Here is a 12,047-nt window from a genome sequence, read left to right on the forward strand (position 1 = left end):
CATAAAATCTTTCTCGCAAGGAGGTCTTTCCATGCGCAAATTTTTCGGCGCCCTGCTGTGCGGCTTGATTCTCGCCGGCGCGGCATGGGCGGCCAACGATGTGACCGTCAAAAGCTTCTCCCCCGAGGGCGAAGTGACGGCCAACCGCCCTCAGTTCACCGTCGTCTTCAGCGGCGACGTGGTGAAAAGCAACCAGCTGAACAAGCCCCTCACGGGCGGCGCGGTGCCGCTCAAATTCCGTCCGGCCCTGGCCGGCACGGCCAAGTGGGTGAAGACGAATCAGCTGGTCTTCACGCCGTCCGCCAATCTGCAGCCGGCCACGCGCTATGACGCCGATTTCGGCCCCGGCGGGCTCCGCACCGCCGGCGGATCGCTGGTTGCGGGACGTCAGAGCTTCACGTTCCACCGCCCGGCGCTCAGCTTCGACCGCGTGACCATCATCGGCACGTCGCCCAACCGCGAGCTGACGCTGCGCCTCGACTTCAACGCCGAAGTCTCGCCCGTGCGCCTGCGCGGCTTCCTGAAGATCTTCAACGCCGCCGGCAACTCCGTGGGCTACAACATTCAGGGCGCGACGCCCGCCAAAGAGATCGTCGTCCGCACCAGCTCCGTCTACGGCAAGAGCGTCAAAGTCCTCGTCGAGGGCGGGCTGCTGCCCGACAAGGGCGACCTGCCGCAGGCAGGCGGGCTCGAAGCGACGCTGAACGTGTCCACCGAAACGCTGGTGACCGATTCCAACGCCTACATGAACGAATCCGGCCGCGGGCGTATCCGCGTCGGCCTGAACAACAGCGTCGATCTGGCCAAGGCCAAAGGATTCATCGAGCTGTCTCCCGCCGTTCCCTTCACGCTGACCGGCAGTTACGACGGCTTCAACATCGAGGGCGATTTCGCGCCCCGCAGCCGCGTCACGCTGACGATCCGCAAGGGACTGACCGGACAGGACGCCCAACCGATGAAAGAAGATTTCGTCAAGGCGTTCATCTTCCCCGACATGCCCTCTTTCGTGCGCTTCCCCGCCGCCGGAATGTTCCTCACGCCCGCCGAGGCCCCGCGCGTCGCCGTGGAGAGCGCCAACATCGAAACGCTCGAAGTTTCGGCGTGGCGGCTCTACAACAACAACGTGCCGATCGCCGCGCTCGATCTTGACGACGAGGGCAGCTTCACCAGCTGGGCAAAACCGCTCGGTTCCAAGAAATACGCCGTCGGCGGCATGGTCAACGAGACCGCGCGCCGCGCCCTCGATCTGGCCGGCCTCGGCTGCGAAGGCGAAGGCGTCTACCTGATCGAGGCCAAAAACGGAGATCCCTCCACGTGGGACAGCGCCAGAATGCTCCTCACCATCACCGACACGGCGCTGTCGGCGCGCATGTACAAGCGCGGCCTGCAGATCTGGGCCAATTCGATCTCGGACAGCAAGCCGCTGGCCGGAGCCGAAGTGAAAGTTTACTCCAGCAAAAATCAGCTGCTCCTGAACGGAACGACGGATGCCGACGGCCTGGTTTCCTTCGGCGTCGCCGAAGGTTGGCAGGAAGACCTCCAGCCTTCCGTGGTCACCGTTGAAAAGGAAGGACGTCTCTCCTTCGTCAAGCTCGGCGTCAATCAGCTTTCCGGCCGCGACGTCGACATCTCCGGCGCGCCGTGGAACGACGCCTACGACGGCATGTGGATCCTGCCGCGCGCGCTCTGGCAGCCGGGCGAAACGCTCGAAGCCAAGGCGATCGTGCGCAGCACCGTGCTCGAACTGCCCGGCGAATTCCCGCTGAATTGGGCGCTGACTGCCCGCGGCATCGACCTGGCTTCCGGCGTCATCAAGCTCGGCGCCGACGGCACGGGCGTCGTCTCCGTACCGATCCCCGCTACGGTCGACAGCGGTTCCTATTCGCTGCGGCTGACCGTTCCCGGCACGAAGACCGTCGTCGCCGAGCGCGCCGTGCAGATCGAGGAGTTCCGTCCGCCTCAGATCGAAACGAAGCTTCAGGCCCCCAAGGCGTTTTATCCCGGGCAGGAAGCCACGCTCGAACTCAGCGCCCGCTACCTCTTCGGCGGCAGCGGCGCCGGCCTGAACTGGGAACTCGATTACACCACCGTTCCCGAAGCCTACGTCTCCAAGGCGAATCCCGGCTACGTCTTCGGCTCCGAAATGGGCAAGGACGCCGGGCGCTCTTCCGGCCAGATCGCCAGCGGAGAGCTTGACGAGAACGGCGCCGCTCAGGCCGTCTGGACGCCCGAGGCCGATCTGAACGCTCCTTCGATCATCCGCGCCCATCTGCGTCTCAACGTCATGGAAGCCAACGGCCGCTGGACCGGCAGCACGGTTTCGGCGCCGATCTATCCCACCAAGGCGCTGATCGGCGTGATGGCCCCGAAGGCCGAAGTCCGTCCCAACAGCTCCGCCGAGATCGGCCTCGTCGCCGTCGATCCGGACGACAAGCCCGTAAACCTGGGCGAAGTGGCCGTCGAGATCAGCAAGGTCACCAGCCGCTACGTGATGGTCAGCGACGACAACGGCAGCCGCATGACCTGGCAGGAAGAGTTCTCCGAGCCCGTCACGGACAAGGTCACGCTGAACGGCAAGGGCAAATACGCCTTCACGCCCAAGGACGAGGGCGAATACCGCCTGACCTTCACTCACGCCGACGGACGCGCCTCGCTGCGCCTCTGGGTGTGGGAAAACTGGACCGGCTCCGCTTCCATGGGCGCCGTTATGCCCGATCGCGTCGAGCTGAAAGCCGACAAGGAAAGCTATCTGCCCGGCGCCACGGCGCGGATCACCGTCAAGTCGCCCTTCGCCGGACGCGCCATCCTCGCCCTCGGCAGCGACCGCCCCGTGATGGTCAAGTCCTTCGACATGGCCGACAAGGAAACGACCGTCGACGTGCCCGTCACCGAAGAACTGCTCCCCAACGGCTGGCTCACGATCCAGGTCGTCCGCCCCGAAAGCGCCGACACCAAGCCGCCGTATCGCGCGCTGGGCGCCCTGCCGCTGAAGCTCGACCTCAGCGACCGCCGTCTGAACGTCTCCGTCGAGGCGCCCGACAAGGCGGAGCCCGGCGTGTTCAGCGCCAAGATCCGCGTCGCCGACGCCAAGGGACAGCCCGCCAAGGGGACCGTGGCCGTCGCCCTCGTCGATCGCGGCATCCTGCTTTTGAGCGGCAGCGACAACGCCGATCCATGGAAGTACTTCACGCGCCGCCGCGGCATGGACGGCAAGATGTGCGACATTTACGACTCGCTGCTGCCCATCGAGGCCCGCGGCACGGCGCTGCTCCATCCCGCCGGCGGCGACGACGCCGAAATGAGCAGAGCCAAGCTGATGGCCAACGCCGACATGATGTCGCCGGTCCGCGCTTCCGATTACAAGCCGCTGTCGATCTGGCTGCCCGCCGTCGAGCTGAAGGACGGCACGGCGGAGATCACCACGCAGGTGCCCGAGTTCGCCGGCGCGCTTCGCGTCGAAGCGATCGCTGTCGACGGCGTGGCTCTGGGACGCGCCGAAAGCGAGTCGAAGATCGCCCGCCCCGTGGTCATCGACCTGACGCTGCCCCGCTTCGCCGCGCCCGGCGACCAGCTCCAGGCGGCGCTGAACGTCACCGCCGAACAGGGCGGCAGCGCCTCCGCCGTCGTGACTCCCGCGGAAGGGCTCGACTTGAACTTCAACGGCCAAAGCGAGTGGAAGGATACGATCGCGCTGACGGCCAACAAGCGTCTCGAACTGACGTCGCTGATCCCCACGCTGACGGCTCGCAGCGCCAGCGAACACGGCGCCCTGAAAGCTTCCGTCTCGCTGGACGGCCGCGATTATGCGTCCGAAACCGGGCTTGCCATCCGTCCCGGCTGGCCGCTGACTTCCGTGGTCGGCGGCGGCAGCGCCGGCGAAGGTTCGACCGACATCGTCCTGCCCGACGACTGGTACCCCGGTACGGGCAGCCTGACGCTGACCATCTCCGGCGCGCCCGTGGTCGACGCGGTCTCGCTGCTCGAGACGGTCGATACGTGGGGCTTCGGCCTTGACCGTCTCGTCTCGCGCGGCTGGATCACGCTGAACATGCCCAGCCTGCTCAGCGACGAAGATCAGGATCTGGTCAACCCGATCGAGAACCGCATCGCCATGAACACCGTCCTCGCCGGTCTGGCGAGCTATCAGCTCTACGACGGCTCGTGGAGCGCCTGGCGCGGCGACGGTACCGACGCCTGGGGCTCGGTGGCCGCCCTGCACCTGCTGACGGCCGTCAAAGCCGCCGGCGTCATCGAACCTTCCGGCCTGAACGCCGGCGCTCAGTGGCTGCGCCGTTACATGGCCGAGCCGCTGCCGGAAAAGAACGTCCGCGAAGCCATGAACGCCCGCGCCTATGGCGCCTACGTGCTGGCGCTGGGCGGCGAAGCGCCGCTGGGCTGGATGAACTGGCTCGAAGAGCGCATCGGCGACCTGAGCGGCTCCGGCCGCGCGCTGCTGGCCGCCAGCTACGCCCTCGCCGGCGATCAGGAAAAAGCCCAGGCGCTGGCCGGTTCGGAATCCTCTTCGGCCGACGCCAAGCTGTCGCTGCCCGAAGCCGGATTCAGGATGCTGGCGCTTGACGCCATCGAACCCGGCGGAGCGCCCAGCCGCGATCTCGCGGCCCGCATCGCCGCGGAACTGGCCAAGGGCAGCGGACGCCGCAGCGCCCGCGACGCCGGCAGCATGATCATGGCGCTCGGCGTGTTCTCGACTCACGTCGTCCCCGGCCCCGTCACGGCCAAACTGTTCGACGCCGACGGCAACGAGGCGGCGGTCTTTGACGGCAAGCCCGCGATCTGGCGCGGCGGCAAGGGCGGGACCATGAAGCTCGAAGCCAGCGGCGCCGGTTCGATCTGGTACTCCTGGACCGCCAGCGGCGTCCCCGACAAGGAGCCGCGCAGCTACAGCCGCGGCCTGCGAGTGGAGCGCAGCTTCGTCGACGCCAAGACGGGCGAAAACCTCGATCTGTCCTCCATCGCTTTCGGCCAGGAAGCGGCCATGAAGATCAAGGTCACTTCCACCTCGCGTCCCGCGGCGCTGCGGCTGAGCGCGCTGCTGCCCGCCGGATTCGAAGCGGTCAGCGCCGGCGAAATGACCGCCGGCGAAGGCTACTCCGTCCGCTCCGCCTTGCGCTTCGACCGTCTGCTGCTCCACATCGACGGGCAGGGCAAGAACTTCGAATGGAAACTGCCGCTCCGCGCCGTCTACCGCGGCACGTTCTCCGTACCGCCGATCTCCGTCGAGGCGCTGGGCAACAAGGGCATCGGTTACCTCGGCAAGGCCGGTACGGTGACGATCCAGTAACCGTTCATTACAGATGAAATTTCATAAGCTCACGCTTTGGATGGGAGGGGCGGCGCTTCTCTGCGCGTTTCTCGCCGCCGCAGCCAGTTGGCGTTATTGGAACCGGCTCGGCCGGCTCGAGCCGATCGAGGCGCGCCTCTCGTCCTGGCCCCGCTCCACGGTCGTCCGCGACCGCAAGGGGACGATGCTCAGCGTGACCATGTCGGAGGACGGGGAGTTTTGTCTCCCCGTCCTTCTTTCTGAGATGGGGCGCTGGATGCCGCTCGTCGCCGTGGAAGTGGAGGACCGTCGTTTCTGGTCGCACGGCGGCGTGGACTGGCGGGGAGTTTTGCGCGCCGCCAAAGACAATCTGCTGGCCGGGAAGGTGCGCTCCGGCGCCTCGACGATCACCAGCCAGGTGATCCGCCTCTGCTGGCCGGCCGAACGCAATCTGAAAACCAAGCTGCGCGAGTTCGCCCAGGCAACTCAACTGGAAAAGATCAAATCGAAAGACGAGATCCTCCAGATCTACCTGAACGTGGTCCCGCTGGGCAGCAATCTGCGCGGCGTCGAAGCCGCCTCGCTGGCCTGGTTCCGTCGCTCGGCCCGCGACCTGACCATCGCGCAGGCGTCGCTGCTGGCCGTCATGATCAAGGGACCGACCGCCTACCGTCCCGACCTGCATCCCCAAGCGGCGCGGCAGCGGCGCAACTGGGCCATTTCGCTGCTGCGCGAGCGCGGCAGGATCACCGACCGGCAGGCGCGCTCCGCCATGGCCGAACCGCTGCCGGAAACGATCTCGCCGCCGCCGGCCGACGAGTGGGTCTCCTGCCAGAAGGTCATCAGCCTGACGGAAGAAAAGGACATCACGTCCACGCTCGACCGCAACGCGCAGAAAGTCCTCCGCGCCGCGCTGCTCGACGCGCTGGCCTCGCAGGACGACGCCGTCACGGCGGCCGGCGTGCTGATCGAGAACGCCACCGGCGCCGTGCGCGCCTATGTGCCCAACGCCCGCTGGGGCATGAAGGGCGCTCCCGCCGGCTGGGTGGACTGCGCCTCGTCTTTGCGTTCGCCCGGCTCGGCGCTGAAACCGTTCGCCTACGCCATGGCCTTCGAGGACGGCGCGCTCACACCCGCCTCGCTGATGGCCGACACGCCGCTGACGCTTTCGGGACGCGCGCCGCGCAACTTCGACCGCATCTATCGCGGCCCCGTCAGCGCCGCCAACGCGCTGGTCGATTCGCTCAACGTCCCCGCCGTGCGCATCCTGCGCGCGGAAGGCGGCGAACGCCTGCTGCAGAAACTGCGCAATCTCGGCTTCGCGGCGCTGACGCAGAGCGCCGCGCACTACGGCGACTCGCTCGTGCTGGGCGGCTGCGAAGTGTCGCCGCTCCAGCTCGCCCGCGCCGTCACCGCGCTGGCGCGCCGCGGACGGCTGATCGAGAGCCGCTTCGTCGAAAAAGAGCCGCTTTCGGAACGCGACGTCTATTCCGCCGAAAGCGCCTGGATCACCACCAACGTCCTCGCCGATCCGGCGCGGATGCCGACGCTGCTGCGATCCGTCGATCCGTCGCGCGGGCAGATCGCCTTCAAGACCGGTACCTCCTACGGCCTGCGCGACGCCTGGACGGCCGGCTGGAACGACCGCTGGTCGCTGGTCGTGTGGCTGGGGGATCCGCGCGGCGAACCGCATCCCGAACTCGTCGGCCTCGGCGCGGCCGCGCCAGCCGTGCTGAAAGCGTTCCGCGCCCTGCCGCCGGGAGGATTCGGCGCGCCGCCGGCCGGCGTGGCGCAGCGCGAAGTCTGCTCGCTTTCGGGACTGCCGCCCACTGACCTTTGCCCGCGCACCGTCAGGGAATATTTCATTCCCGGCGTCTCGCCGTCCGGAGTCTGCCCCATGCACCAGCTCGAACAGGGCAAAGTGGTGGTCGTCTGGCCGCAGGAGCTGTCCGTCTACATGGAAAGCGCGCGCGAAAAGCGGACCGAGCTGACGGTCGCCTCGCCGCTGGCCGACGCCGCTTACCTGATGCACGAGGAAGACGCCAAACTGGTCTTCCGCGCCGAAGGCACCGGCGAGTTCTTCTGGTTCGTCGACGGCAAATACGCCGGCCGCGGCACGGCGGACCGGCCCTGCCTGTGGCCGATGACGCCGGGGCGTCACCGCCTTTCCGTGACCGACTCGCTGGGACGGCAGAAAGCGATCTCCTTCTCCGTTTACACGCTGGACGACAATCCCGGCCGACAGCTCCCCGATCTGCTCCCGCTCGATTGACCGCCGCACTCCCGCGGCCTCTGCCAACGCCGCTTTGAACAAAAAAGGCTGCTTCTCTCCGCGCAAAAGCATGGAGGGAAGCAGCCTTTTCTCGTTCAACGGATTCGCGAATACCGAAAGACCGCAGCGCGCCCGTTCTCCGCAGAGCGACTCCGCAGGGCTCCGTCCGCAGCCCGCGCCTCCGGGTTTTCGCCGGAAAGCGGCTCACATCAGAGAGGAAAGGATGCTGGCCTTGGTGACGATGCCGAGCAAAACCCCCTCCTCGTCGACAACGGCGATGGGGAACGGCGCTTCCGCCGCGAGGGAGATGGCGTCTGCGATCAGCGTATCGGGCGTCGCGGTCTGCACGTTCCGGCAGAGCGCCTGAGCGATCGGCTGCCCCTGCCGGCGCGCCTCGATCGCCTCCCTGATCGAGAGGATCCCTGACAGGCGCAGATCATGGTCGATCACGAAAACGGAAGACAAACCGTTCATCCGCATCTCATGGATGGCGTAATCCACGCTGTTGTCCAGGCGGACGATGCTGGACGGCGTGATCATGATGTTGCGCACCGACACCACTTTCGTCTTGTCCGCGCTGTTGACGAAGTTCCGCACGTACTCGTCGGCAGGCTGCGTGCTCAGCTGTTCCGGCGTGCCGATCTGAACGACTTTCCCGTCCTTCATGATGCAGACCCTGTCCCCCATCTTGAAGGCTTCGTCGATGTCGTGCGTGATGAAGACGATCGTCTTTTTCAGTTTCCGCTGGATCTGCAGCAGTTCGAACTGCATGTCCCGGCGCACCAGAGGATCCAGCGCGGAAAACGGCTCGTCCATCAGCAGCACTTCGGGATCGCTGACCAGCGCCCGGGCGATGCCGACCCGCTGGCGCATCCCGCCGGAGAGCCGCTCGCACGGCTGATGTTCCCAGCCGTCGAGTCCCACCATGGAAATGCTCGCTTTGGCGAGGCGTTCACGGTCTTCGCGCCCGAGCCCTTTCACCTCCAGGCCGTAGGTGACGTTTCCCAGGACGTCTCTGTGGCTCATCAGCCCGAACGACTGAAAGACCATCGCTATCTTTTCGCGGCGCAGGTTCAGCAGCTCCCTGCGGCTCATCGACTGAATATCGCGCCCCTCGAAGAGGACCTTTCCGCTCGTCGGCGTCGTCAGTCTGTTGAAACAGCGTACCGCCGTCGATTTTCCCGATCCCGAAAGGCCGATGATCACGAAAATGCTTCCCCTGAAAACCTCCAGGCCGACATCCCACAAAGCGACGGTGCACCCCGTTTTTTTGTAAACCGTATCCTTGTCGGCCCCCGCCGACATCATCCTGGACGCTTCCGCGCAGTTCGGACCATAGAGCTTGGTCACGTGCTCCATCCTCAGGATCACGTCATTTCGAAGGGCTGTCATGAGCCTGTCCTCCGTCTCCATTGGGACTGTCCGCACCTTTTCCGGAGCTCATCCCCTGCGTCACCCGATCGAGCACGATCGCCAGGACGACGACGCAGCTTCCGGCCACGAGCCCGCGCCCGATCTCGATCCGGTTGACGGCGTTCAAGACTTCCATGCCGAGCCCGCGCACGCCGATCATCGAAGTCGTGACCACCATGGCCATGGCCATCATCAGAGTCTGGTTGACGCCCGCCATGATCGTCGGTTTGGCCTGGGGGATCTGCACCTTGAACAGCGTTTGCCACCGTGTGGAGCCGAAGGCCCTGGCGGCTTCCACCACCTCTTTGTCCACCTGGCGGATCCCCAGACTGGTGAGGCGGATGACCGGGACGACGGCGTAAATGACCGTGGCGATCACGCCCGAGGCGTTGCCCGTCCCGAACAGCAGCAGCGCGGGGATCAGATAGACGAACACCGGCATCGTCTGCATGGTGTCCAAAACGGGGCGGAGCATTTTATTCGCCAGATCGGAACCGGAGATCAGGATCCCGATCGGAATGCCGATCACAAGGGCGATCATCACGCTGGCCAGCACGACGGACAGCGTCACCAGCATCATCTGCCACAGTCCGGCGAAGCCGATGGCGGCGACCAGCGCGGCGTACAGGACGCCGCTGCGGAGACTCCGGCGGGTGCGCCAGACCAGGAGCGCGACCAGCAGCAGGAAGAGCGGCCACGGCACGTGCCTCAGGCACAGCAGGACGAGGCTCACGAAGCTGTTGAGGCCGCCTTTGATCAGGTCAAGAAAGGTTTCGGCGTTCACGGCGAAAGAACGCACCGTCGTGTCGATCGCTGTCGTGTTCAGTTTGAAGAATTCCGGGAATGTGAACAGCCAATCCATGCTCTACCCCCTTTCGGAACGCACAAAGCGGCGCTGTCACAGAGCCGCCCTCACCTTTGCCGCCTGTTCGGGCGAGAGCCATCGATCCAGCAGTTCGGGATGCGACTTCGTCAACAGCCACTCCGCGGCCTCTTCGTAGCCGGCATTGGTGGTGTTCATATAGGCTAAAGCTTCGCTGATCATCGCGGAACTCATCTTGAATTTGGCAAGAAACGCGCAGAATTCCGGATTCGACGCGGCAAAGTCATTGCTCACCGCCACCGTCACCGTGACCGAAGGGCAGGCGCCGTATCCCTCGTGATAGCGTTCGGCGTCGTACGGCTCGTCTTCGAGAAGGACGAAATCGTATTTTCCCAGCAGCCACGTGGGTTCCCAGTAATAGGCCACAATCGGTGCCTTCTTGTCCCAGGCGGAGACCATCGCCGCGCTGAGCACCGCGTCGCTGCCGCTGGCGAAATAGTTGTAACTCTTGTCCAGCCCGTAGGCCGCTATTTTTTTGTTCATGATCTCCGTGATCTCCCAGCCGACGATGCCGCCGTAAATGATGCCCTTCGAGGCATCCTCCGGGTCGGGGAACAGTTCGGCATAACGGGCCAGATCTTTTACGCTCTTCAGATCGGGACAGCGGTCGGCCACGTACCTGGGAATGTAAAAGCCCTGGCGGTTATCGTCGAAGTTCACGCCCAGTTCGGTGAAACGGCCGGCCTGCAGGTCCGGAGCGTAAGACCGAATGTTGCTGGTCCATTCCTCCATGTGAATGTCGATTTCTCCCTTCAGCAGGGCCTCATGGGAGATCGGCGTGGAACCCGGCGTTTCCTGCCACGTGTACCCGAAAACTTTTTCCGCGATCAATCCGGCCAGCGCGTTGTTCAGTTTGATGGAATCCCAGCCCACGTCGGCGAATGTGAGAGCGGTTTTCCCTTTCCCCGTCGCAGTGCCGCCGGCGGCGCACCCCGCCGACACACACGGCAGGAGCATTGCCAAGAGCAGCAGCGATCTTGTCGTCTTTTTCATGATGTCCTCCTTTTCATGGGTTTCGGATCCCCCGGAGCGCCGATGGCGGCGGGAGACAGACCGCCCCGAAAGCGGCCCCTCCCCAGCGCCCCAGGAGTTCGCGAAGAAGCGCGTCACTCTCCGAAAAAATGGCTTCGTCCCGTCGCCCTTCAACTTTTGCAGCGGGCCTTGGGAACGCCGTCCTCCATGAGTTCGCGGACTTTATCGATATGCTGCACCCCGCACGCGACGATCAGCATGTCGTTGACCTTGAATTCCGTCGACGGCTCCGGCGACAGTATGGTTTCATCGTCCCGCCTGATCGCCACGATCGTGGCGCCGGTTTTTTGCCGGAACTGAAAATCGCGGATGCTGACCCCCAGAGCGGGGAAAGTTCCGCCGATCTTGAACGTGAACATGTGCAGTCGGTCGCTGTCCCGAAAGCGCTGATTCAATTCAAGGATCTGCCCGAGGGTGGCGTCGATGTCTCGATTAAGCTCGTCCCGCGCCGCGATCATGGCGTCAAGCCGCGCTCTGAGAGCGAGCAGATCGTTGTCGAGCTGGCGATGCTCGACATATTCCACGGCATGGCTTCGGGATACAATCGTCGAACCGACGTTGTCCTGCGTCGAAATGGCCCCCACGTCGTTCAGATGCCAGAGCGCGCGCCGGATCGTTTCCGGAGACGCCTTGTACTGCGTCCCCATCAACGAGCGTCCGGTGATCTTCGTCCCTTCCCTGAGCTCGCCGCTGGCAATTTTGACGGCGAGATCAAAGGCGATTTTGGAATAGACGGACTGCCCCTGCCCCTTCCTCATGGAAATCCCCTCTTCTGACGAGTTCTGTTCGACCATACGTTCGAGAAAAATTTTCAGAGATTGTGACAACTCATTTTAATTTATAAGTTGGCAGACTGTCAAATCCCCTTGGAGAACGCGCCGTCCCTGGCTCTCGACGGCTTCACCGTTTCATACTATTTCTTAATTAAAAAGCCGGACGCAAGGGCGCTGCGGGGGAGTCCTGTCGCACAGGACTCCCCCGCAGCGCCCAGAAAACCATGTTACAAGAATTAGGATCAGCTCCGATCCGCGGAGACGGCCTTTAAAAACGGGAGATTGCTTTTCCGATTGACGATCGGTCATTGCCCGGCATGATTTCGAAGCGGACTCTTGACAAAGTTATTGAACAATCCATTGATTAGTTAAGACAAACAGATACATTCCCGT

The 12,047-nt window shown here is 64.4% G+C and carries 6 protein-coding genes; 2 read left to right on the forward strand and 4 right to left on the reverse strand.

All coding sequences use genetic code 11. The annotated features are described in order from the left end of the window. The first annotated feature begins 31 nt into the window (after nt 1-31). Together D7D26_RS00135 and pbpC are read left to right on the forward strand one after the other, a co-directional pair. A complete protein-coding gene (locus D7D26_RS00135; RefSeq protein WP_120371553.1) occupies nt 32-5,302 on the forward strand; it encodes an alpha-2-macroglobulin family protein in 5,271 nt (1,756 codons plus the stop codon). Between the two features lie 13 nt (nt 5,303-5,315). Then, on the forward strand, nt 5,316-7,553 hold the full coding sequence (pbpC, locus tag D7D26_RS00140; RefSeq protein WP_078016187.1) for a penicillin-binding protein 1C: 2,238 nt from the start codon (nt 5,316-5,318) through the stop codon (nt 7,551-7,553). Between the two features lie 204 nt (nt 7,554-7,757). On the opposite strand, the gene D7D26_RS00145 is transcribed toward pbpC, so the two are convergent. From D7D26_RS00145 to D7D26_RS00160, 4 genes are all read right to left on the reverse strand, one after another. Then, nucleotides 7,758-8,945 (reverse strand): quaternary amine ABC transporter ATP-binding protein, encoded by a 1,188-nt coding sequence (locus D7D26_RS00145; RefSeq protein ID WP_078016186.1) that lies wholly within the window; start codon nt 8,943-8,945, stop codon nt 7,758-7,760. Next, nucleotides 8,926-9,828, reverse strand: a complete 903-nt coding sequence (locus tag D7D26_RS00150; protein WP_120371554.1) for an ABC transporter permease — start codon at nt 9,826-9,828, stop codon at nt 8,926-8,928. The genes D7D26_RS00145 and D7D26_RS00150 overlap by 20 nt, the downstream gene beginning before the upstream one ends. 36 nt (nt 9,829-9,864) lie before the next feature. Further along, nucleotides 9,865-10,842, reverse strand: coding sequence for an ABC transporter substrate-binding protein (locus D7D26_RS00155; RefSeq protein ID WP_120371555.1), 978 nt, complete (start codon nt 10,840-10,842; stop codon nt 9,865-9,867). A 149-nt stretch (nt 10,843-10,991) separates the two neighbouring features. Next, nucleotides 10,992-11,639 (reverse strand): TrkA C-terminal domain-containing protein, encoded by a 648-nt coding sequence (locus D7D26_RS00160; RefSeq protein WP_158606201.1) that lies wholly within the window; start codon nt 11,637-11,639, stop codon nt 10,992-10,994. Between the last annotated feature and the right edge of the window lie 408 nt (nt 11,640-12,047).

The organism is Pyramidobacter sp. CG50-2, from assembly GCF_003612005.1.
GTDB lineage: Bacteria > Synergistota > Synergistia > Synergistales > Dethiosulfovibrionaceae > Pyramidobacter.

What these genes read in the sequence shown, in the direction of transcription:
- D7D26_RS00145 (WP_078016186.1), bottom strand. Translation starts at nt 8,945, where the DNA reads ATGACAGCCCTTCGAAATGACGTGATCCTGAGGATGGAGCACGTGACC.
- pbpC (WP_078016187.1), top strand. Translation starts at nt 5,316, where the DNA reads ATGAAATTTCATAAGCTCACGCTTTGGATGGGAGGGGCGGCGCTTCTC.
- D7D26_RS00150 (WP_120371554.1), bottom strand. Translation starts at nt 9,828, where the DNA reads ATGGATTGGCTGTTCACATTCCCGGAATTCTTCAAACTGAACACGACA.
- D7D26_RS00135 (WP_120371553.1), top strand. Translation starts at nt 32, where the DNA reads ATGCGCAAATTTTTCGGCGCCCTGCTGTGCGGCTTGATTCTCGCCGGC.
- D7D26_RS00155 (WP_120371555.1), bottom strand. Translation starts at nt 10,842, where the DNA reads ATGAAAAAGACGACAAGATCGCTGCTGCTCTTGGCAATGCTCCTGCCG.
- D7D26_RS00160 (WP_158606201.1), bottom strand. Translation starts at nt 11,639, where the DNA reads ATGAGGAAGGGGCAGGGGCAGTCCGTCTATTCCAAAATCGCCTTTGAT.